General features: G+C 32.2%; 23 protein-coding genes. All 23 read left to right on the forward strand.

What is annotated here, in order from left to right; translation table 11 throughout:
* Position 1 precedes the first annotated feature (1 nt).
* The 23 genes from RBU61_RS06040 (at position 2) to RBU61_RS06145 (ending at position 22,523) form a co-directional block, all read left to right on the forward strand.
* The gene (locus tag RBU61_RS06040; protein WP_132983287.1) at positions 2-502 is read left to right on the forward strand and encodes an NUDIX hydrolase; all 501 of its coding nucleotides are present in this window, start codon (positions 2-4) and stop codon (positions 500-502) included.
* 211 nt (positions 503-713) lie between these two features.
* Positions 714-1,217 carry an RNA polymerase sigma factor gene (locus tag RBU61_RS06045; RefSeq protein ID WP_072973756.1) on the forward strand — a complete coding sequence of 168 codons (504 nt, stop codon included), beginning with the start codon at positions 714-716 and terminating at the stop codon, positions 1,215-1,217.
* Complete coding sequence (locus RBU61_RS06050) at positions 1,204-2,091, forward strand: zf-HC2 domain-containing protein (RefSeq protein ID WP_308878717.1); 888 nt, start codon at positions 1,204-1,206, stop codon at positions 2,089-2,091. The genes RBU61_RS06045 and RBU61_RS06050 overlap by 14 nt, the downstream gene beginning before the upstream one ends.
* A 302-nt stretch (positions 2,092-2,393) precedes the next feature.
* Positions 2,394-3,260, forward strand: coding sequence for an AraC family transcriptional regulator (locus RBU61_RS06055; RefSeq protein WP_308878718.1), 867 nt, complete (start codon positions 2,394-2,396; stop codon positions 3,258-3,260).
* A gap of 3 nt (positions 3,261-3,263) precedes the next feature.
* On the forward strand, positions 3,264-3,719 hold the full coding sequence (locus RBU61_RS06060; RefSeq protein ID WP_308878719.1) for a GyrI-like domain-containing protein: 456 nt from the start codon (positions 3,264-3,266) through the stop codon (positions 3,717-3,719).
* Between the two features lies 1 nt (position 3,720).
* Positions 3,721-4,671, forward strand: a complete 951-nt coding sequence (locus tag RBU61_RS06065) for an ABC transporter ATP-binding protein (protein ID WP_308878720.1) — start codon at positions 3,721-3,723, stop codon at positions 4,669-4,671.
* Positions 4,671-5,426, forward strand: coding sequence for an ABC transporter permease (locus RBU61_RS06070; RefSeq protein ID WP_308878721.1), 756 nt, complete (start codon positions 4,671-4,673; stop codon positions 5,424-5,426). The genes RBU61_RS06065 and RBU61_RS06070 overlap by 1 nt, the downstream gene beginning before the upstream one ends.
* A gap of 304 nt (positions 5,427-5,730) precedes the next feature.
* Positions 5,731-5,952 carry a TetR/AcrR family transcriptional regulator C-terminal domain-containing protein gene (locus tag RBU61_RS19530; RefSeq protein WP_374212488.1) on the forward strand — a complete coding sequence of 74 codons (222 nt, stop codon included), beginning with the start codon at positions 5,731-5,733 and terminating at the stop codon, positions 5,950-5,952.
* A 341-nt stretch (positions 5,953-6,293) separates the two neighbouring features.
* Positions 6,294-7,241 carry a GNAT family N-acetyltransferase gene (locus RBU61_RS06075; RefSeq protein ID WP_308878722.1) on the forward strand — a complete coding sequence of 316 codons (948 nt, stop codon included), beginning with the start codon at positions 6,294-6,296 and terminating at the stop codon, positions 7,239-7,241.
* 495 nt (positions 7,242-7,736) lie between these two features.
* Positions 7,737-8,270 carry a histidine phosphatase family protein gene (locus tag RBU61_RS06080; RefSeq protein ID WP_308878723.1) on the forward strand — a complete coding sequence of 178 codons (534 nt, stop codon included), beginning with the start codon at positions 7,737-7,739 and terminating at the stop codon, positions 8,268-8,270.
* Positions 8,271-8,509: 239 nt separating this feature from the next.
* Positions 8,510-10,068, forward strand: a protein-coding gene (locus RBU61_RS06085) for an IS3 family transposase (RefSeq protein WP_308878724.1) whose coding sequence is annotated in 2 segments (ribosomal slippage) — positions 8,510-9,143 and positions 9,143-10,068 — 1,560 coding nt in all. Because the reading frame shifts where the segments join, the coding sequence is not laid out codon by codon here.
* A 362-nt stretch (positions 10,069-10,430) separates the two neighbouring features.
* Positions 10,431-10,844 (forward strand): hypothetical protein, encoded by a 414-nt coding sequence (locus RBU61_RS06090; protein WP_308878725.1) that lies wholly within the window; start codon positions 10,431-10,433, stop codon positions 10,842-10,844.
* Between the two features lie 737 nt (positions 10,845-11,581).
* The gene (locus RBU61_RS06095) at positions 11,582-12,409 is read left to right on the forward strand and encodes an exodeoxyribonuclease III (protein ID WP_308878726.1); all 828 of its coding nucleotides are present in this window, start codon (positions 11,582-11,584) and stop codon (positions 12,407-12,409) included.
* Between the two features lie 355 nt (positions 12,410-12,764).
* Positions 12,765-13,175, forward strand: a complete 411-nt coding sequence (locus RBU61_RS06100) for a hypothetical protein (protein ID WP_308878727.1) — start codon at positions 12,765-12,767, stop codon at positions 13,173-13,175.
* A gap of 422 nt (positions 13,176-13,597) precedes the next feature.
* Positions 13,598-15,583, forward strand: coding sequence for an ABC transporter substrate-binding protein (locus tag RBU61_RS06105; protein ID WP_308878728.1), 1,986 nt, complete (start codon positions 13,598-13,600; stop codon positions 15,581-15,583).
* A gap of 14 nt (positions 15,584-15,597) precedes the next feature.
* The gene (locus tag RBU61_RS06110) at positions 15,598-16,548 is read left to right on the forward strand and encodes an ABC transporter permease (RefSeq protein ID WP_308878729.1); all 951 of its coding nucleotides are present in this window, start codon (positions 15,598-15,600) and stop codon (positions 16,546-16,548) included.
* Entirely contained in the window at positions 16,548-17,498 is a 951-nt protein-coding gene (locus RBU61_RS06115; RefSeq protein WP_308878730.1) for an ABC transporter permease, read from the forward strand. The genes RBU61_RS06110 and RBU61_RS06115 overlap by 1 nt, the downstream gene beginning before the upstream one ends.
* Before the next feature lie 24 nt (positions 17,499-17,522).
* Positions 17,523-18,569 carry an ABC transporter ATP-binding protein gene (locus tag RBU61_RS06120; RefSeq protein ID WP_308878731.1) on the forward strand — a complete coding sequence of 349 codons (1,047 nt, stop codon included), beginning with the start codon at positions 17,523-17,525 and terminating at the stop codon, positions 18,567-18,569.
* 3 nt (positions 18,570-18,572) lie between these two features.
* A complete protein-coding gene (locus tag RBU61_RS06125) occupies positions 18,573-19,529 on the forward strand; it encodes an ATP-binding cassette domain-containing protein (RefSeq protein ID WP_308878732.1) in 957 nt (318 codons plus the stop codon).
* Between the two features lie 765 nt (positions 19,530-20,294).
* Positions 20,295-20,786 (forward strand): prolyl-tRNA synthetase associated domain-containing protein, encoded by a 492-nt coding sequence (locus RBU61_RS06130; RefSeq protein ID WP_308878733.1) that lies wholly within the window; start codon positions 20,295-20,297, stop codon positions 20,784-20,786.
* A 113-nt stretch (positions 20,787-20,899) separates the two neighbouring features.
* Positions 20,900-21,607: a GNAT family N-acetyltransferase gene (locus tag RBU61_RS06135; RefSeq protein ID WP_308879768.1), complete on the forward strand. Its 708-nt coding sequence runs from the start codon at positions 20,900-20,902 to the stop codon at positions 21,605-21,607.
* Between the two features lie 144 nt (positions 21,608-21,751).
* Entirely contained in the window at positions 21,752-21,988 is a 237-nt protein-coding gene (locus tag RBU61_RS06140) for a hypothetical protein (RefSeq protein WP_308878734.1), read from the forward strand.
* Between the two features lie 286 nt (positions 21,989-22,274).
* Positions 22,275-22,523, forward strand: coding sequence for a hypothetical protein (locus RBU61_RS06145; RefSeq protein WP_308878735.1), 249 nt, complete (start codon positions 22,275-22,277; stop codon positions 22,521-22,523).
* Positions 22,524-22,567: the final 44 nt, after the last annotated feature.

Raw genomic sequence — 22,567 nt, forward strand, 5'->3', positions numbered from 1 at the left:
AATGGAGTTATTTGCTAAACTTGGGGTAGCTGGAATAATAGAGAAAAATGTTGATGGAATAGATTACATATTAATTCAAGATAGGTGCAAGGATGAAGCTATATTGGAGTATGGACTATTACAAATTCCTGCTGGAAAAATAAGAGAATTTGAGAATGTTTTCGATTGTTTGAGAAGAGAGATTTGGGAAGAAACTGGATTAAAGGTTACAAATATTAAAGGTGAGAATGAAGTAATAGTTTTTGAATCTAATGGATATAAAGTGCTAAACTATACTCCGTTTTCTTGTAGCCAAAATATTCAAGGAAAATATCCAATAATGGTGCAAACATTTATATGTAGGGCTGATGGAGAATTATTAAACAAGAGTAATGAAACGAAAAATATTAGATGGATATCATTAATAGAACTAAAGGAATTATTAGAAGGTGATAAGAGTTTATTTTATCCAATGCACGTTTCTACTTTAGAAAAATATTTAAAAATGAAATTAAAATATTAATAGTTCACGTAATTTATATATTGCGATCTAAGTATTATTTATAATCAAATATATAAATAGGAAGTTGTAGGGAAGATTATTTATATAACCTCTATTATAGCTGTCTGCATTTGTGGACAGCTATTTTCAAAAGCCAAATAAAAATATTTGAAAAGTTTTGTAAGATTTCTATATATGCGAAGTCTTATAAGTGAAAGGAGGTGGTAGAGTAATGGAGTTTGAACAGATATACAATACTTACTTTAACCATGTATACTTATATATCAGAAAGTTATCAGGTAATGAACATATCGCCGAGGAGATAACAAGCGAAACATTCTTTAAAGCAATGCAATCCATTGATAGCTTTAGAGGAGATTGCGATTTACGTGTGTGGTTGTGCCAAATAGCAAAAAATTGTTATTATTCCCATCTAAAAAAGCAAAAAAATATTAGCAAAATTGAAGGCGTGGAAGTAGAAGATTTAGTAGACCTCAATTCATTGATTGATGAAAAAATCATTACCCACGAACAAACAGTACAAATTCAAAAGGTATTGCATACTATCCCAGAACCTTATAAAGAAGTATTTATGTGGAGAGTTTTTGCAGACTTGAGTTTCAAGCAAATTGGTCAAATATTCAATAAGACCGATAATTGGGCTTGCGTTACCTACCACAGAGCTAAAAATCAAATATTAAAACGAATGGAGGAACAAAACAATGAAAAATCGTGAGTGTAGTATTGTTCGTGATATATTACCTTTGTATGTTGAAAATGTTATCAGTGACGATACAAAACAATTTGTAGATGAGCATTTAAGTCATTGTGCTGAGTGCAAAAATGAATTGGAACTATCACAAACAGATATACCTGTTAAAAAAATTTGTTCGGAAAAGGATAGCGGTGTTGAAGTGATAAAAAAAATAGGATTTGATATAAAGAAAAAACGAGTATTTACAGGTATTCTTTCAGCAGTTATTTCAGCCATCGTTGTAATATTATCATTTGCATATTTAACAGCACCTGAATATCTACCTTATGATGAATCATTTGATATTATTTCTATAAAGGATAATAATGGCTGTGTAACGCTTTCTTTTACAGGTGAATATGAGATTTATCAAAGTGAGCAAGGTGTATATGATATTAGTATCTATAATACAATCTGGAACAAACTCTTTAATATCGAGAAAAAGCAAGATATAACGGTAAATCCAAACGGAGAAACAGTTAATACTATTTATTATGTGTCTAATGGTGGGCAAGAAAATAAAGTAATCTATGGAAGAAATCCAATTAATAATGGAGGAGTTATGACCTTACCTCGATTGTTTTTGAATTATTATTTTGTCACTGCCATTTTGTTTGCACTTGTTTTGGCAATACTTGTTGTAATATTCAGAAAGAAAGAAAAAGTTAAAGCCATAATAGTAAAAATACTATTTATTCCCATTTCTTATATTGTAAGTCATATTATGATTAAAGGATGGAATGCCACTTCATATTCAGCAACTCGTGATTTTTATTTGATTTTGCTTTTAGTAATACCTATTTATTCTCTATTTTATATTTTGTATAAAAAGAAACATTCGAAATTTAGGCACTAACTATTATGAGCATAACACGTATTTCACAAATTCTAATTTGTAGCCGCAAATAATTACTTAAAAAATGTAACTATAAATGCACTAAGATGTAAAAATCTGGTGCTTTTATTTTATATAATCCAAAACTAAATAAAGAAACCCAAAGAGGCGAAGTCTTCGGTTGATATGCTCCCCTTATGGTAGACAGATTTAAAAAATAAAAATTGGACGTGGTATAGTAAAGTAGAGTTTACAAAAGAGGGCACAAAAAGCGAGGAATAAATTTATTTTACATAGTATGATTTTTACAAGGAGGTGAAGAAATGGAGTGGCTAAAGAAACTAAGCAGCGCTATTGACTATATCGAAAAGAACTTGGAGAATGAGATTTTATGTGAGGAAGTAGCAAAAATAGCATGTTGCTCGCCTTATTATTTTGGACGTATGTTTACCTATGTAGCCGGTATTCCGTTGTCTGAATATATTCGCCGCCGGAGAATGACACAGGCCGCCTTTGAACTGCAATCCACAGATATAAAAGTATTGGATGTTGCACTGAAATACGGATACAATTCCCCGACATCTTTTAACCGGGCGTTTCAGGGCGTTCATGGAATTTCTCCCTCTGTTGCCAAATCTCAAGGGAGTGTGCTTCATGCGTATCCCCCCATTAAGTTTTCGGTTAAAGTTACAGGAGGTGATGCTATGCCATATTGTATGGAAGAAAAAGAGTCTATGAGGATTGTAGGTATCCGTATTCCACTAACAGAGGACATGGAGGAAAACCAAAAATTGGTTCCGCCTTTTTGGAACAGAGCATTACAGGATAACAGATTCGCAGAAGTCTGCGAACTATCGAATCAAATTCCAGGTGTAGTGCTGGGGATTACTGTTTATCAAAATCCAGATGATATTTACTATTATATTGCAGCTGCAACGGACCAGCCTGTTACTGCAGGAATGTTTGAGTATGAAATTCCGGCAGCAACATGGGTGATATTTGAAAGTGACGGACATTTCAAAGAATCCATTCAGAATATTTTCAGACGTTTTCTTACAGAGTGGCTTCCATTCTCAGGTTATACTTATGCAGAATTGCCAGACATAGAAGTATATCCTATTAGTCAAGAAAAACCGCAAGAGGGGCATTCCGAAGTATGGATTGCTATAAAAAAGGAAAAGGAGAATTAAAAAATGGAATACCAAATTGAAATCAGAGATATTGAACCAATTCGAGTTGCTTTTCTGAGATACAAGGGAATTGCAACCGAGGCCAACAAGGTTTTTCCTAGCGTTTTTCAGTCTATTAAGGGAAAGACAAGTGGCGCACCGTTCTTTTGCTATTATGTGATGAACCCGAAAACAAAAATAGGTGAAATGGACTTGTGCGTACCCACTGAGGAAACACCCATCAAAAATGGAATTGAAATAAAAGAACTTCCACGTATCAGAGCAATCAGCGTTACACATATTGGCTCTTATGAAACCTTGCATAATGCTTATACAGCAATTGACCGATATGCTGCTGAATATAATCTGCAGCTTAGGCCGCCGTTTAGAGAGGTTTTCATCAAAGGCCCTGGAATGTTCTTGAAAGGGGATCCTGCTCAATATGTTACGGAAGTTCTGTTCCCTATTAAGGAGGAATAATATGACCGCTATTCGAACCGAAAATTTAATAAAAAAGTATAAGAACGGCGTACAGGCATTAAATGGCCTAAATTTAGCAGTAAAGGAGGGAGAAATTTTCTCCCTCTTAGGACAAAATGGTGCCGGGAAATCAACGCTTATTCATATACTGACCACTTATCTAGCTCCTACCTCTGGTCTTGTTACCATGTTAGGAAAAGACATTTACTGGGAAGCGTCTGAAATTCGCACACAAATATCCTGCGTAGCACAGCAGACATCTATTGATACACACTTGTCTCTCACGGAAAATATGATGTTTCAGAGCAAGCTCTATAAGGTGCCTAAACTGGAAGCACAAAAACGCATGAAAACATTAATTTCCTGCTTTGGGTTAGAGCGATACTTGAAATATCCTGTTTCATCCTATTCCGGCGGGGTAAAGAGGCGGCTTGATATTGCACTCAATATGATGTCAAATCCAAAAGTACTATTCTTGGACGAGCCAACTGTGGGTATGGACATCCAATCCCGCATGGCGATGTGGGACATGATGAAAAAAATCAGAAATGATTTTGGAACCACGATTTTTTTGACAACCCATTATTTAGAGGAAGCTGACCAGTTAAGCGATACCATATGTATTATGAAGAATGGGAAAGAGATACTTCAAGGTACGCCTCATGCTCTCAGAGAATACTTGCGACAGGATATGCTGAAAATCAGCTTTGTATCAAAAGAACAAGCCCAAAATTGTTTTGAGCCGTTAAAAAGTGTTGTTGGTCTGAAGGAATCTGACCTGCGCCGTGATAAAATTATTGCCTGTTTGAAAAACGGACATAACGATTTAGAAAAAGTGAATTGGTGGCTGCTGGAGCATGGTATTCCTTTCTTGGGAATAGAAATTATGCAACCTACCTTAGAAGATGTTTTTATCAGGCTAACTAGCGAAGATGATAAGGAGGTCAGCTAATGGGTGTTTTTATTTTACTTCAGCGCAATATAAAGTGGCGCTTTCACAACGCTTTCACTATTGTAATGACAGTTCTACAACCTATACTTTGGCTGGTTTTATATAGCGCCGTTGCCGGACAGTCCATGCAGGGTATTGGAGTTGAAAACTATACGGCCTTTATTCTTCCCGGACTTGTTGTACTTGTAAGTTTTGGAGCTTGCAGCAGCAGTGGAATTATGAATTATCTGATGAAAACCGATGGGAGTTTTTACAGGGTGTTGATTGCCCCGGTTCAAAGAAGTTCAATTGTACTCGGCCAAGTATTAGAAGCAGTATTATGTACTTTTATTGAAGTTGCTATTATGTGCATTGTCAGCCTGTTCTTTTCTGTTAAATTTGCTTCCGGGTTTATAGGAGTGCTCCTAATTGCTTTGATAATATTTATGACAGCATTTTTTATGGCAGGACTTACTTATGCGATTAGCCTTTGCCTTCCCAATGAGGTCATTTACGAAACCGTGATGAACGCAATTGTTCTGCCAATCTTCTTTCTAAGCACGGCATTATTTCCGGCAGACAGATTATCTGGGGGATTGGCAATTGCAGTTAATCTAAACCCGTTTACTCATGTAATTAACGCCTTACGAGCTTTGACTTTACAGGAGAATATTGCTGCCCGTGATGTTACACTTGTCTTTTTTTTACTAGCGGTTATGTGCTTTATCAGTTTTTCTTGGGCATTACACAGATTAAAAAAGGAAACAAGCTTATAACCATCGAACTTTTACTCAGTTTAGAATTGGATAAACCCGCCAAACTCACGTTTTTTGTTGGGCGGGTGCCCATTCTATGTTTACTGTTGACTAATTTTTTAATATAAGTCTCAACGCATTACTAGACTTTATGAATCTAAAGAAGATATTTTAAATGAATACGTAAGATCACTATATCTACACTATTTTGAATTATTTAAAAATCAAGATGATCTTTCACTTGCAAATGTAGCAAAAATATTTTTCTCATTTTGGAAAGATTATAAAGACTTTTTGTTAATGCTACATCAACAAAATCTAATTCATGTTATGCTTTTTTCAATTTAATGAATTGCTTCCCAATGTATATGTTAACTTCAAAGCTCATTTATCACAGACAAAGAATAAAAAAAGCATAGAATATATAGTGTTTTATAATGCAGGTGGATTTTGGAATTTATTGATTAAATGGCTGGAGGATGGTCGTACAAAGACTCTGGAAGAGATGTCTGCTATAGTAAATGAAGTATTGAATTTGAAACAATAAATCTATTGGTAACTGTCGATAAAATAATTTAGGAAAGTCTTAATAGAATGAAGGCTTTACTTAAATTTTGGGAATGATACTTTGCCACCAAGGGGCCACCAGGTTCAAGCGGCATCTTTTTTGTCTCCTCAAGGCACGTTGAGACGTGCGTTTTATTAACTCGAAAAAATGTTGAGGATTACAATGTCGAGATTAGAATAGACATGTAAGCTAATCCTAAGTCTGTGATAATTTTGATAATTACCCGTAATAATTCGGCTGAAAAAATACCTTGCAGATACTTATGTAAATTGCAAGGTGTTTTTTTGTGATTTATGGTAAAATGCATTGAGGTGATAATTATGGAATGGATAAATCAATTAAATAAAGCGATAGGATATATTGAATTGCACTTAAAGGAAAAACTGTCTTATGAAGAAGCTGCGAAAGCTTGTTGCTGTTCTCTGTCAAAATTTCAACAGATTTTTATGTTATCAACTGGTGTAACATTATCCGAGTATGTACGCTATAGGCGAATGACCATAGCCGCACATGAATTGATTAACACTGATGTAAAAATTATTGATTTGGCTCTCATGCTGGATTATGATTCTCCTGAGGCGTTTACAAGAGCATATCAGGCTTTCCATGGATTACCTCCATCAATTACACGAAAAACAAATATGTATGAAGAATTTGACCGCATTATTTTTCAGATGCAAGTATATGGAGGAAAATCAAAAATGGGAACAAACAAAATATTACGTATCGAAACCGAAAAGTTGATTATCCGAAAGTTTGTAATGGAGGATTGGAAAGACTTATTGGAAATCGCAGTATCTAATGAAAAGTCACCATTTGCTGATTGCGATTATGCTTGGCCGACTGATGAAGTATCGATAACTAAAGTGGTTGAGTATTTTTCGAAAGAGAATCAGTTTTGGGCGGTGGAAGTAAAGGAGTTGCATAAAGTTGTTTGCTTTATCAATTTCAATTTCATGGATGATGAGCAGACTTTGGATATAGGACATGTTATTAATGCTGATTATCTGGATAAAGGATATGAATATGAGGCTCTTAAAGCATTGTATAACTACGGATTTATACAGCTTGGGGCAGAAAGAATTCAGGCAGACTGGGCATTACATGATAAGGATAAATTGACCCCACTTTTAAAATTAGGTATGAAAATAGCGGAAACAAGAATGGCTGATAAGTTTAGACGAGACTCGGATGGAAATATATCGAAATTTGAGGGGTGTAAGTTAATAATTACAAAGGCAGATTGGCTTACCAACCCCGCAAAATAGAAAAGTAAATCAAATATTTTATGTAATGGATATCTTTTGAGAATGAGGGAATTTTCGGTTTGAAAGTAAGGAGATGAAAAATTGAAATAAAGGAAATCATGAGTGGTTTTTGATGAAAAGGGGCTTACGAAAAGGAATCACTAGGCCTTGCCGTCATCATTATTGCCACCTTAAGACGCATTGGGAGTATAATTCTGATGACGTATTGTGGTTTAGATAAGGAATAATTGGACTTGACCCCAATATATAGTGGTTTTGAGATGGAATTGGGGTCAAAAATCGGTTGAAAAACATTGTTTTTTGACCTCTAAAAATAGTGTATTTGACAGATGACATTGTATACTTGGAGACATTTGAAGGGTAAAAGGTTGAATTTGGTTGATGTAATCATAGGTTATTTATATACTATAGATGAATATCACTAGTATTAAACGACGCATGTTTGTTGTTTGTATTACACTTATATAAAGGTTTATATTATAGGGTGAGGATAAGGTGAAAATTGGGCTAGTGAGACATTTTGAAGTGATTCATTCTTATAGTAAATTTATGACATCTAAAGGGTTTGAAGAATGGGTAAACATATACGATACAGCACCAGTTAGGCAGGATTATCCAGATGAAAGTCAAATTAAATGGGAAAGATGTTTGTCAAGTGATTTACCAAGGGCATTAAGTACTGCTAGACATATATATAAGGGGGAAATAATTGGGACTAAAGAATTAAGGGAAGTACATATTTCACCTGTCTTTAAGACAAATATAAAACTCCCTTTTGCATTATGGACTGTTTTAGGGAGAATGGAATGGCTATGTTCACATGGGTCTCAAAACGAAAAAAAGGCTGAAACTGAAGAAAGAATACGAAACTTCATATCTTATGTTATCTCCTCTCAGGAGAATAATACTTTGCTAGTAACACATGGATTTTCAATGAAGTATACTCAAGAAGACCTTTTAAAACAAGGATTTAAGGGTGAGAAGTTTATAAAGGCACAAAATGGTAAAATGTATATCTTTAAAAAATAGCTGGATATTAGTTGTATATTATTTATACATAAGTCACTAACAAGTGAAAAAAATTAAATGTTATATGAAAAATTAAAATAATAAAATCATAAATGCATTAAGATTCATATAAAATCTTAATGCATTTATTTTTTAATAAAAGCTAAATGGTGAATTAAAATGGCAAAGTTAAGGTTGATATGCTCCCCTTATGGTAGACAGATTAAATAAAAAAATCTGATACCAAAGGGGAGTTTTTTATGTCTAAAAGAAGTAAGTATACTAAAGAACAGAAATATGCCATCTTAAAAGGAATAGAATTTGGTGAGTTGTCTATAGAAGATTATTGTAAAAAATTTAATATTTCTGAATCAACTTATTCAAATTGGAAGTTTTTATACGAAACATACGGAATTGAATCTCTGGAAGAAAGTAAAACCTGGAAAAAATATCCCAAAGAATTAAAAGAGAAAGCAGTTTTAGAATACTTAAATGGTTGGGATTCACAAGTAAATATTTGTAGAAAGTATGCAATATCATCACATTCAACGTTACAGAGATGGATTAAAAGGTATAATAGTCATAACGAATTAAATACTACAAAAGGTAGGGTTGATGCTGTTATGACTAAAGGTAGAAAGACTAGTCTAGAAGAAAGAATAGAGATCGCTAAATACTGTATAAATCAAAATAAAAATTATCAAGAGACCTCGGAAACTTATGAAGTTTCATATCAACAAGTCTATCAGTGGGTTAGAAAGTTTGAAGAACTAGGAGAGGATGGACTTATTGATTGTAGGGGTAAGGCTAAAGTAGAATTAAGTTTAGAAGATAAAGAAAAAAATGAATTAAGGAAATTAAAAAAAGAAAATGAAAGATTAAGAATGGAAAATGATTTTCTAAAAAAGTTGCAGGAGCTAGAAAGGAGGGGGTATTAGGCTCATATTTATCCAAGCTTAAATATGAAGCCATAGAACTCCTGAATAAAGAGAATAATTATTCCATAACTTCCTTATGTCAGATAGCAGATATTTCAAGATCATCCTATTATAAATGGCTTAATACAACGGAAACAAAAAATGAGAAAATTAATGACGGTTTGATTAAAGAAATTATCTCTTTATATGAAGAAGTAGATGGGATCTATGGTTATAGAAGAATTACCATGAATATCAATCGTAAATTAAATAGTAAATATAATCATAAAAGAATATATCGACTTATGAAAATATTGGGATTAAAATCAGTAATTAGAGTCAAAAAGAAAAGATATATAAAAGTGTCCGCTGAAGAAATTGCAAAAAACAAATTAAATAGAGAATTCTCAGCATCTAAATTTAATGAAAAATGGTTATCCGATGTTACAGGATTTAAGTATGGTGTTGGCAAGAAGGCCTATTTAAGTGCCATTTTAGACCTTTATGATAATAGCATTGTTGCTTATGAAATCGGACATAGAAACAATAATTCATTAGTATTTAGAACATTTGATAAAGCCATTGAATCCAATCCTGGTGCAAGACCTTTATTTCATAGTGATAGAGGCTACCAATATACCTCATATGGGTTTAGAAAAAGACTGGAGATAAATGGTATGGAGCAAAGTATGTCAAGAGCTGGTAAATGCATTGATAACGGTCCTATGGAGAATTTTTGGGGGATATTAAAATCAGAAAGATATTATCTTAAAGGGAAATATGATACCTATGAAGAATTGAAAAATGATATTAAAGGCTACATAAAATTTTATAACAACAAAAGGTTACAAGAAAGATTAAACAGCATGAGTCCACTTGAATACAGAGCTCATGCTGCTTAGAATATTTTATTTATTTAAATTGTCTACTTGACAGGGTGCAGTTCAGGTTAACCAAGAACCAAATAAACTTCGCCATTTTTTTATGCCTAAAGACAGAAAGAAAGGATTAAGAATAATCTCAAAATTATTTATGTAGAGTACATCATTGGTGGGAATAGAACAACTAATGGTTATGGTTACAAACTTTCAGCTAGGGAGAAGCAGCATAGTCATTAACAATTATTTTAACTATGGATAATTGGAGATATTTCAAGAGAAAATGGGTAAGTTTGATTGATAAATGAATGGTTGAATAATATAATATAGATGAACATTAGTAGTTTTATATTTCATAAAGATACTATTTGCGTGAAGGTAAAATTATGAAACAAAGCAAGTATATTTATGCAATTTTTGAATTTCTTATATTAGCATTAGTCCTCTTAATATCATTTACTGTTTTAAATTCAGAATATCTATTTGGTTGGGCTGCACATAACTGGAAGTTTTATTTAATTTTAAGTTCAGTTGCTCTACTGTTTCTTATTTTGAAAAAAAGACTTGTTTCTGTATTTATGACTATAGGAATCACCACTGGCATTTTTGTTGGTAACTATCTTGGAGCACTGATAAAGAGTTATAATGAAAGCAAGATTCTTGATGGTATGAAGGCAGAAGAAATATATGGACTTAGACATCATCCTGGATTCGAAATTTGGATTAGTATAATTATTTTGTTTATAGTAATTGGAGTTATCATGCAAATTACTGTAAAAAAGAAAAGGTTCAATATATAAATTATACTACAAGAAAATTCATTATTAATTGACACAAGTTCTTAATGCCACACATTATTTACATTTCACGACATATCTGTAGAAAAAAAGTCGTATTCTTTGTAGTATGTATAATAGTGATTAACCAATATTGAGAACGAAGAGGTGTATTAAATGACGGATACTGCAAAACAGAAAAGATTAAACTTAAGTATATTAATATCATTTTATACCATTCTGTATAATATCCTTTAATATTGAACTTGTAAAATCTGCTTTCAGGGTATTTAGTGTATCAATATCTTTTATATCAAATTTATTTATTAATATTTCAGTATTAGGATAGATATGGATCCTTCACTCTAATTAGAATCCTTAGCTCTATATTTTTTATCTAATACTTTTCTGATATCATCTGTGGTAATTATACAAACAGTGACTTTTGCTATGAAGGGTAATCAAATTAACTTACATATCTATAATTATTTGTATAGATCTATTAATAATGGTATTGGCAACTAGAAGTATGTAGTATGGACTAAAATGATAGCCCTATGGGGGTAAATGTGAACTTATGACATCTTTATTGACTTTATGTCCCAGGCTGAGGTGGCCCTTAAGTTAAAAAAATGATAGAATTTAGTATGATGCAATAATTTATAATTTGTCATAAGAAAGTAGACAAGTATCATAAGTAGATTATTGGTAAATTCATAGAATCTTTGAGACAGATTGGGAAACTAAAAAGGAGGAAAATAATGAAATTTATTTCATGGAATATTGATTCATTAAATGCAGCTTTAACAGCTGATTCAGCGCGTGCTATATTATCTAGAGATGTACTAAATACAATTATAAAATGTAATCCAGAAATTATAGCATTACAAGAGACAAAGTTACCAAATAATGGTCCCACTAAAAAGCATTTAGGAATTTTGGGGGATATGTTTCCAGATTATGAAATTGCTTGGAACAGTTCGGTAGAACCTGCTCGCAAGGGTTATGCAGGTACAATGTTTTTACATAAAAAGGATTTAAAACCATCCGTTTCCTTTCCAGTGATAGGTGCACCAAGTACTATGGATGCTGAGGGTAGAATTATCACGCTAGAGTTTGATCATTTTTACCTAACGCAAGTTTATACACCTAATGCAGGAGATGACTTGAACCGTTTAGAGGATCGTCAGATATGGGATATAAAATATGCAGATTATTTAGTAAATCTAGATAAAGAGAAATATGTTATCGCAACAGGTGATTTTAATGTAGCACATAAAGAAATAGACTTGGCTCACCCTAACAATAATCGGCGTTCAGCTGGCTTTACCGATGAGGAACGTCAAGGATTTGCAAATCCTTTAGAAAAAGGGTTTATAGATACCTTCCGCTATGTTCACGGTGATGCAACAGGTATGTATACTTGGTGGGCTCAGCGTGCTAAAACAAGTAAAATTAATAATTCAGGCTGGAGAATTGATTATTGGCTAGTCAGTGACCGAATTGCAGATAAAGTTATAAAATCTGAAATGATTGATTCAGGTCCGAGACAAGACCATACACCAATATTACTAGAAATTAATTTATAGTTTGTAAACAATGAATAAATAATGTTTGAAAGATTCCTAGTAAGGATATCTAAATCTAATTTTAAAGAATGGAATATTATAACTTTACAAGAAGTATTATATTTATTAGTGATGATAAAAGCTAATTAATTAGCTTCTTTTTATAGTTTTGAAATTAAGAAATACATCCTTCCACCAAGGGTATAATATCAGATTACAACATCATTATTGTCACCTCAAGGCATATAGAGTGCATGGTAAGACTATTGACAAGCAGTAATTTGACGCTATCTATAAGTTGTTCTAAGTTGCATTAATATTGTAAAAGTAACTATATATTATTATAAATAATTAGCAATTGGAAAGGATTTTCAAAATGAAAAAATTATTAAGGATGTATTCATATTTGATACAGCCAACTATATATAAGATTACATCAAGGGCATTTTTAGGAATTACTTTTTCATTACTTTGGAATTATTTTATAAATGAGAATGGAACGTATATAATGGTTGAAAAAACATTCTTTTTTGTGGGAATTGTTCTATTAACTATGGCATGGTTTAACTATCTAAAGTTAGATGGAATTAGTATCGGTATGAGAGGAAAGGATAACAAGAGAAAAGATAAGTCTGGACATCAATCAAAGAATATAATTGATTTTTTAGAAGAAGACGTTACAAGTGACGAGCTTGAAGAAGATGATGAAATACTATCAGCAATAATAGCTAATATTTTTACAGGGATTTGTTTTTTAATTCCTTCAATAATCGCTATATATTTATAAATAATTGTTGGTTTTTAAAAATATACTATAAAAAAATAAATAGACCAGGTCTATTTATTTTTTTATAGTATAAGAATATTATATAAGGTTTATCAATTAAAATATAAATTATCAAAAATGAAATTAAATATACATCTGAACTAATAAAATTAAATACAAATATTTGTGAATAACTTAAATTAGTAAGTATTAGACCTTGAAGGAATTATGTAATTTATTGGTATTTATGAGAGTGTTAAGCTATTTAAAATCTGATTGACAACGTAGATTGTTTTTGGTAAACTATTTTTAAAAGTATAATCAATGTTCAGAATATTACCAATAGGCTTTATCTTTGGAATAGTAAATTTCTATATCGAAATTATGATAAAATGAACGATTATATTTTGTTACTTTTTTTATCAAAAAAAGGGGGAAATGTTATGAAAAAGTCAAAACTTAAATTATTATCATTAATTTTAGTATTAGTCTTAATACTTAGTGCTTGTGGCAGTGGAAATTCAAAGACTACTGATAGTAGTAACGATGGTATTAACAATGAAGAACAAACAACAGCTGATTCTATTAAGGATTTAGTTATATCCAAGGTACAAACTAGAGAATTAGAAACATTCAATGTTTTATATAGCCAAAGGGCTGAGGACTCTGAAAACTTAACTAATTTACTTGATCCGTTATTAGAGGTAGACACATATGGTGAATTAGTTCCAGGAATAGCAGAGGAATGGGGTACAGAAGATGGCGGATTAACTTGGACATTTAAAATTCGTGATGGCGTAAAATGGGTAGATATGAATGGTAAAGAAAAGGCAGACCTTACAGCAGAAGATTTTGCAACAGGACTTGAGTGGGTTCTAAACTTCCACAAAAACGACTCATCAAATACATCAATGCCAATCGAAATGATAAAAGGCGCTGAGGAGTATTATGAGTGGACAAAAACCCTTTCAGAAGGAGAAGCTAAAGCTCTAACAGCAGAAGCTGGTTCAAAATTCCGTGAAATGGTTGGTATAGAAGTAGACGGTAACAAATTAGTTTATAAATGTATAACAGAAAAACCATATTTTGATACAGTAGCAACTTATAACTGTCTATATCCATTATCACAAAAAATGGTTGATGAACTAGGTGGAGCAGACAATGTTAGATCCATGAACAATGAAAATATGTGGTACAGTGGTGCTTATACAATGACACAATATATCCAAGGTAATGAAAAAGTATTTACTAAAAATCCATTATACTGGGATAAAGAAGCAAGTTTATTTGACACAATAACTACAAAAATGGTTGAGTCTCTAGACGTAGCATATCAATTATACCAATCAGGAGAAATTGACTATGTTCAGTTAACAGAGAGTCAAGTAAATACAATAAGTAAGGATCCAAACCACCAATTCCATAACTATTTAGTATCAGACGTATTATCTAAATACTCATATCAAATCCACTTCAACTTTAACAAAAACAAAGAAGATGGAACACCTGATACAAATTGGAATACAGCAATTGCAAATAAGGCATTTAGACAGGCTTGGTACCATGGATTAAATTTAGAAAATTATTATAAGAGACAAAATGCATTAGATCCATATATAGGAGAAAATAATGCCTATACTATGAAAGGCTTAGTATATACTTCAGATGGTACAGAATATACAGAATTAGTTAGACAAGAATTAGGCTTACCTGAACCTAATGGTAAGAAAATGGTAAGATTAGATGAAACAAAAGCAGCAGAGTTAAAGAAACAAGCTATGGAAGAATTAACAGCATTAGGTGTTACTTTCCCAGTGGAAATTGACCATTATGTTGCATCAGGTAACCAAACTGTATTAGATACAGCTAACGTATTAAAACAAATATTCTCAGAAGGCTTAGGAGATGATTTTGTTAAATTCAATATAAAAACTTATGTATCATCAATAAGAAAAGAAGTTGTAGATCCACATCTTCACTCAATAGCAATTAATGGATGGGGCGCAGACTATGGTGATCCACAAAACTATCTAGGACAAGAAACATATGGTAATGACAATGCTTATTATTCAGCAAACTATTCATATATAAATGATATAACAGAAGAGACAGAAGCAAACAAAGAATTACTTGCAGCTTATAAAGAATTTACTAAATTGGTAGAAGAGGCAGATGCTATAACTACTGACTTAGATGCTCGTTATAAGGCGTACGCAAAAGCAGAAGCATATATGCTAGATAACGCACTTGTTATACCAGCTATGTACCAACAAATGGTTGCGCTGGCTAAGTATGATAATACTAGTAGAATGAATGCAATGTTTGGTATACAAAATGAGAAGTTTAAAAACATAAGGACAAATTCCAAGGGATATACTACAGAGGAAGCCGAAGCCCTTCAGGAATCACATAATTCAGGTAAGAAATAGGATGGTGACTATATATGTTTAAATATAGTGTAAAAAGACTGTTACAATCTCTTGTAACAGTCTTACTAATAGCAACAATAGTATTTTTGCTTATGAGAATGCTTCCAACTGATTACTATTTTACTGAAGAACAGTTGATGAAATTTACAGAAACGCAAAAAAATGAGCAGTTATTAGCTGCAGGATTACTAGATCCTATGCCGAAGCAATTATTAAACTTTTATGGAAAATTAGCTCGTTTTGATTTTGGGGAATCCCGAAGAATTCAAAATGGAGTACCAGTAGTTAAAATCATATCAGATAGATTTGCCATATCTATGAAATTAGGAATTACAGCACTAGGTATTTCATTAGTTACTGGAGTTACAATGGGTATGATGCAATCAAGGTTTAAAGATAAATTGGGAGATCATATTGGTACAGCCTATACTATTTTTGCCAATGCGGTACCGCCTTTGGTATCATATTCATTAGTCTTAATATTTGGTACAAGACTATTAAAATTACCATCTATGTATTCCACAAGAAATCCAGGGCCATCAAGTATATTACCAGTTATATGTTTATGTATAAGTAGTATTGCATGGTGGGCACTATGGACTAGAAGATATATGGTAGATGAAATAAATAAAGATTATATAAAACTAGCAAGAATAAAAGGAATGTCTACTAAAAAGATAATGGGCAAACATGTACTTAGAAATGCATTTGTACCATTAGCTCAGTATTTACCAATGTCATTCCTAACAACTATAACTGGTTCAATTCTTGTAGAACGTTTTTTCTCTGTTCCTGGAATGGGTCCTTTACTAGTTGACTCAATAAACAGATACGATTTAAATGTTGTTCAAACAGTAACAGTTTTATATGCGGCACTAGGTATACTAGGTGTATTCTTTGGAGATATACTTATGATGTTAATCGACCCAAGAATTACACTTACTAGTGAAGGAGGTTCTAGATAATGACTGCTCATAATAAAACATTAGATGAAAACATAATAAACGAGGACGAACTTTTTTACTTTGTAGAGTACTCTCCAGAAGCCGCAGAAAAGATTGGCTACTCAGACTATTCTTATTGGAAGTCTGTATTTCAAAACTTTTTAAAGAAAAAATCAGCAGTAGTATTAAGTTTTATATTCTTTGCACTGGTAATATTCTCATTCATAGCCTTAAAAATAGGCAAATATGATTATGCAACCTTAGTTCCAGATACTACAAAAGGATTTATTAGTCCAAACTCTGAGTATTGGTTTGGAACAGATAACTTAGGTCGTGACTATTGGTCTCAAGTTTGGTACGCTTCTCAGATATCTATTAAACTAGCTTTAATAGTTGGTATAGGAGAATGTATATTAGGGGTTATTATAGGATGCTTATGGGGCTATGTTAAAAAGCTAGATAGGTTTTTTACAGAGTTATATAATTTAATATATAATGTGCCGAGTATAATATATTTAACCTTAATTGCACTTACAATAGGTCAAAGTTTTCGAATCATGGCAACATCCCTTATTGCCTTTGGCTGGTTAGTAATGGCAAGAAACGTAAGGAACTTAGTTATGATTCATAGAGATAGAGAGTATAACCTTGCATCTAGATCATTAGGTACACCTACTTGGAGAATTTTATTAAAAAATATTTTACCACAATTAATAAGTGTTATTATATTAAGATTAGCACTTTCAATACCGCAAACAATTGCCACAGAATCAATGTTATCATACTTGGGACTAGGCCTTGATATAAATACACCTTCATTAGGTATATTACTTAGAAATTCAAGAACATTCTTCTTGGATTATCCATATTTATTGGCATTCCCAGCGGTTATTGTATCTATTATTTCTATAACATTCTATCTTTTAGGAAATGCATTTTCTGATGCATCAGATCCTAGGAATCATGTATAAATTTAAGAACAGGAGGAAGAAACAATGGCAAAAAAACCAATTTTATCCGTAAAAGATATGGAAATTCAATTTAGCCTACGTGGACAAAAATTAAAGGCAATCCGTAACTGTTCTCTAGATTTATATGAGGGTGAAACATTAGCAATTGTAGGAGAATCAGGTTCGGGAAAATCCGTATTTACAAAATCCTTTGTAGGTATGTTAGATGCCAATGGTAGTGTTACTAATGGGTCTATTATGTATAAAGGAAAAGATATTTCAAAATATAAGACAGAAAAAGAATGGCTTAGTATTAGAGGTAAACAAATAGCTATGGTAATGCAAGACCCTATGACTTCCCTTAATCCATTAAAGGTTGTAGGAAAGCAGATTCAGGAAAGTATAGAGTTGCATCAAGGTTTAAAGGGAGAAGATGCTAAAAAAATTGCAATTAATATGCTGGACAAAGTAGGAATTGATGATCCAGAGCGTCGTTATAATCAGTATCCACATGAATTTTCAGGTGGTATGAGACAGCGTGTAGTTATTGCTATAGCAGTAGCTTGTCTTCCCCAAATATTAATTTGTGATGAGCCAACAACGGCTTTAGACGTTACAATTCAAGCGCAAATATTAGATTTGATTCGTAGTTTACAAAGAGAATTCAATATGACAGTTATATATATAACTCATGACTTAGGCGTTGTAGCCAACGTGGCTGAACGTGTAGCAGTTATGTATGCTGGCCAAATAGTAGAATATGGACTTATAAATGAAATATTTTATAATGCATGGCATCCATATACTTGGGCATTATTGTCTTCACTTCCCCAGTTAACTGTGAAAGGAGAAGCACTTCCATCTATAGAGGGTACCCCACCAAATTTATTCCATGAAATAAAAGGTGATGCATTTGCTCCTCGTAATAAAAGAGCATTAGCAATAGATTTTGTAAAAGAACCACCATTCTTTAGTATATCCGAAACTCACAAGGCGAAAACTTGGTATCTAGATCCAAGATCTCCAAGGATAGAACAGCCAGATACTATTAAAAGATTACGTGCTCATAGTCATAATGTAGGGAGGAGTTAAAGGATGACTGAAAAAGAAAAACTAATTGAATTAAAAGATTTGCAGATAACATTTGGAAAAGGTAAAAAGAAATTTGTAGCTGTGGATGATGTTAATTTTCATATTTATAAAGGTGAAACTTTTTCTTTAGTAGGGGAATCAGGCTCAGGAAAAACTACTATAGGTCGTGCTATAGTAAGATTAAATCCAACATCATCAGGTGATATTTATTTTAAAGGACAAAAGATAAATGGTAAAATTTCTAAACAATTGGATGAAGAAGTTATTAGAAAATGTCAGATGATATTTCAAGATCCTATGGCTTCTCTAAATGAAAGAGCAAAAGTTGAATATATAATATCAGAAGGATTATTAAATTTTCATCTATATAAGGATGATAAAGACCGGGCGGAAAAGGTTCAAAAAGCATTACTTGAAGTAGGTCTTTTGCCAGAGTTTGCTTCTCGATTTCCACATGAATTTTCAGGTGGTCAAAGGCAACGTATTGGTATAGCAAGGGCATTAGTTATGGAACCAGAGTTTATAGTAGCAGATGAACCGATATCAGCATTAGATGTTTCTATTCGTGCACAGGTTCTTAATTTACTAAATGAACTTAAAAAAGATAAAGAATTAACATATTTATTTATTTCCCATGATTTATCTGTAGTACGTTTTATATCTGATAGAATTGCAGTTATAAGTAAAGGTAGAATAGTTGAGTTAGCAGAATCAGAAGAATTATTTAGACATCCTTTACATCCATATACAAGATCTTTACTATCAGCAGTACCACAGCCAGATCCAGAAAGAGAAAAGAAGAAAAAACTAATTGTTTATGATCCCTCAGTTCATGATTACTCTGTGGATAAACCAGTTTGGGAAGAAATTATTGAAGGACATTTTATCTACGGAAATCAACGTGAACTTGAACAATATAGAAGAGAAATTGCTGTAATGGATGCAATTAATATGGAATAATATTAATGATTTTAAATACACCTTAGGAAGATAGATTTCTTTACTAAGGTGTATTTTTGTGTATTCATTTAAGGAGAATAAAAAGATGGACAAGACAGTGCGACCATATATAGTTGGCTTTCTGATAACAATAATCCTTAGATTAATCTATAAATTCTTTATAAAAAAATATTAGATTTAATACTTGGTGTTTGTTATAATGTAAACATCTAGTAATAAAGCAGTTTAAATAGGTGTATCACTTGCTTAGGTTGAGATTTTTCTATGGTCAGATATTAAAGGAATTGCCTGAAGTTTTTATTGCGTGCAATTAACCACTAAATTAGTAAATGAAGCACGACAAAGATAGAAATCTAGATAATGAAGATATGATTTCCAAATTAATTTTAGGAATGAAAACTTTGAAAAAATGTTTCAAAATAGGTATTAAAGACATATAACTTTCCACCAAGCTACGATTGAGAGTATAATTCTGATCACGTATTTGTGGTTCGGAGAACAAATAATAGGGTTTGACAACAACATATAGTGGTTTAAGGGTGAAATTTGGGTCAAAAATCAGTGAAAAAACACTAAATTTTGGCCCTGAAAAATAGGCTGAAATATAGATGACATAGAATAATTTGAATGTTGAAGGAAAGAAATAGAAAAAGCTGAGGAGATATATGGAGTAATAATTTGATTGGCTGACAGAGAGAGTATACAATGAATATAAGTAGAAAAAGGCGAAGTAAATACTATTTATATTTTGGGAGGGCATTAATTATGAAATTAGAGAGGCAAAGAGTATTTGATTATTTATCTGATATGAATATAACTTATGATATTATTGAGCATCCTGCTGTTTATACAATAGAGGAAATGGACAATCTGTGTATTGATACCAATAACCAAGTAGTTAAAAACTTATTTGTGCGGGATGATAAAAAGAAAAGATATTTTCTCATATCTGTGCAAAAAGATAAACGAGTTGATTTAAAGGAATTAAAGACAAAACTAAATAGTAGACCTCTAAGCTTTGCATCTGAGAGTGCATTATATGAAATTTTAGGATTGGACAAAGGTTCTGTCACACCACTTGGTGTATTAAATGATACAAGTTGCAAAGTTGAAGTTGTATTAGACAGCGATGTTCGGTATTTTCATCATATCGGTATTCATCCTAACGACAATACAGCAACAGTTTGGATAAAGCCTGAAGATTTGGAAGCAGTAATAAAAAAGCATGGGAATGCATTTTCCTATGTAGAAATCTAAGAGTATTTGATAGACTATGAGTAACACATCTTTGTAAAATGAGCATTTTCTTTGATAAATTAGCTATAAGGTTAAGGCACAATGATAAAAAAGGATGAATTAAGAAAGTGGGTATGTTAAATATACTAAATAAGCTAGAACTTATGGAGATGCAGGCTAAGACTCTCTTTACACATGATAATAATAATTTTATTAGAAATATAAATGATTTAGACGGTGCCCCTGCACCACGTTTCTTCTTTGGTCGTACACCTGATGGCAATGTGCTGCGCTTTCGTTACGATTTACCACAAGTCATAATAAGAAAACTTACAAGATTGGTCACTGAAGAGCCCATAAATAATAATTTATCAAGAAACACAGTTATTTTAGAAAAAATAAAAGGGATCCTTCAAGAACACAAGGAGGCTCAGAAAATTTACGAAGGTCCTGCATATAAAATACCGAGAGGAATAACTTTTCCAAGTGATGTAATAAAAATAACTAATGATAATGTACACCTTTTAAAGAATAGCTTTGGCTATATGATATCTGAATTACAATTTTGGGAACCATGCTTTGTAAAGTTTGTTAATGAAAATGTTGCGTCTATATGCTTCAGTTCACGTATTGCTGATGCGTCTCACGAGGCTGGCGTTGAAACTATTTCTGACTTTCGTGGAAAAGGATTTGCTGCTGATGTGGTTGCAGCCTGGGCAGCAGATATTTATAAAATAAATCGAATCCCTACTTATAGTACCTCATGGGATAATGCTGCATCACAATCTGTAGCAAACAAGCTAAAATGTGAATTATACGGTATCGACCTTTCTATCTATTAGATAGTTCATCATTTTTATAAAAGATACATAATGCATTCAATTACCCATTTTGTATATAATACCAAGCAACTAAATTCCAACTTATAGAGCAGTTTGAAATTAAGGTTATTTATATAATTGGCAAGTTAAGTACAAGGAGATAAAATGAACGGATTTCTTTTGTTAATCCCATTTATACTGATAAAATACGGACTTTTAAGCATATTAAACAAGGAAGGGTTAAAGCGTGCGGCTTTCTTCGCTCCTCTGATTGGAAGAGAAAAAGCAGCGTATTGGTTTCTGTTAAAAAACTGCGACGCCAAGGGGGTACCAGGCTCGATGGTCATCAGAATTGCAGCAACAAGGCATGTAGAAACTGTTATGTTAATAGAGAAAAAATAGGTTAAAATCAAAGAGTTTTAACATTTCATAATTAAATATTGCTGTGTTTTTTATTCTCTTAAACGAAAGTTTAAGGGAATTTTTCATTTACGGGAAATTTTGATAAAGCTTTATTAGTTTCTTGTTTGCCATCAGATAGCAGTGTTTCTACAATTGCTATGGCTTCTTCAGCATTTCTTTGTTAATTTTTAATTTGTTGCAAATAGCTCTTAGTAAATCCTAAATTATCTTTAACTAGAAATGAAACTGCTGATTACTTACAAATCTCAATGGATACTCTACGAAATTGGGAAATGAATGGTTTGCTGACAGTCAAGCAAAAACAAAATGGCTATCCTATGATACAGATGAAGATATCAAGCTATTAAAAATTATTCGCTCTCTCCGTTGTGGTAATTACTCCCTTGCTACTATATTAAGGATGCTCAATGCACTTTCAGAGAATCCTGAAGCAAATATTTATCAGGTTATTGATACACCAAAAGAAAATGATGATATCATATCTGTTTGTGATAAGTTACTTACATCATTATAATATGCTGAGCAAAATGCTAAAAATATGATTACTCACCTTGAAAA

This window comes from Tissierella sp. MB52-C2 (assembly GCF_030931715.1).
Classification (GTDB): Bacteria; Bacillota; Clostridia; order Tissierellales; family Tissierellaceae; genus Tissierella.

Coding starts and splice junctions, on each gene's coding strand:
- RBU61_RS06040 (WP_132983287.1), top strand. CDS start 2: ATGGAGTTATTTGCTAAACTTGGGGTAGCTGGAATAATAGAGAAAAAT.
- RBU61_RS06045 (WP_072973756.1), top strand. CDS start 714: ATGGAGTTTGAACAGATATACAATACTTACTTTAACCATGTATACTTA.
- RBU61_RS06050 (WP_308878717.1), top strand. CDS start 1,204: ATGAAAAATCGTGAGTGTAGTATTGTTCGTGATATATTACCTTTGTAT.
- RBU61_RS06055 (WP_308878718.1), top strand. CDS start 2,394: ATGGAGTGGCTAAAGAAACTAAGCAGCGCTATTGACTATATCGAAAAG.
- RBU61_RS06060 (WP_308878719.1), top strand. CDS start 3,264: ATGGAATACCAAATTGAAATCAGAGATATTGAACCAATTCGAGTTGCT.
- RBU61_RS06065 (WP_308878720.1), top strand. CDS start 3,721: ATGACCGCTATTCGAACCGAAAATTTAATAAAAAAGTATAAGAACGGC.
- RBU61_RS06070 (WP_308878721.1), top strand. CDS start 4,671: ATGGGTGTTTTTATTTTACTTCAGCGCAATATAAAGTGGCGCTTTCAC.
- RBU61_RS19530 (WP_374212488.1), top strand. CDS start 5,731: ATGTTATGCTTTTTTCAATTTAATGAATTGCTTCCCAATGTATATGTT.
- RBU61_RS06075 (WP_308878722.1), top strand. CDS start 6,294: ATGGAATGGATAAATCAATTAAATAAAGCGATAGGATATATTGAATTG.
- RBU61_RS06090 (WP_308878725.1), top strand. CDS start 10,431: ATGAAACAAAGCAAGTATATTTATGCAATTTTTGAATTTCTTATATTA.
- RBU61_RS06095 (WP_308878726.1), top strand. CDS start 11,582: ATGAAATTTATTTCATGGAATATTGATTCATTAAATGCAGCTTTAACA.
- RBU61_RS06100 (WP_308878727.1), top strand. CDS start 12,765: ATGAAAAAATTATTAAGGATGTATTCATATTTGATACAGCCAACTATA.
- RBU61_RS06105 (WP_308878728.1), top strand. CDS start 13,598: ATGAAAAAGTCAAAACTTAAATTATTATCATTAATTTTAGTATTAGTC.
- RBU61_RS06110 (WP_308878729.1), top strand. CDS start 15,598: ATGTTTAAATATAGTGTAAAAAGACTGTTACAATCTCTTGTAACAGTC.
- RBU61_RS06115 (WP_308878730.1), top strand. CDS start 16,548: ATGACTGCTCATAATAAAACATTAGATGAAAACATAATAAACGAGGAC.
- RBU61_RS06120 (WP_308878731.1), top strand. CDS start 17,523: ATGGCAAAAAAACCAATTTTATCCGTAAAAGATATGGAAATTCAATTT.
- RBU61_RS06125 (WP_308878732.1), top strand. CDS start 18,573: ATGACTGAAAAAGAAAAACTAATTGAATTAAAAGATTTGCAGATAACA.
- RBU61_RS06130 (WP_308878733.1), top strand. CDS start 20,295: ATGAAATTAGAGAGGCAAAGAGTATTTGATTATTTATCTGATATGAAT.
- RBU61_RS06135 (WP_308879768.1), top strand. CDS start 20,900: ATGTTAAATATACTAAATAAGCTAGAACTTATGGAGATGCAGGCTAAG.
- RBU61_RS06140 (WP_308878734.1), top strand. CDS start 21,752: ATGAACGGATTTCTTTTGTTAATCCCATTTATACTGATAAAATACGGA.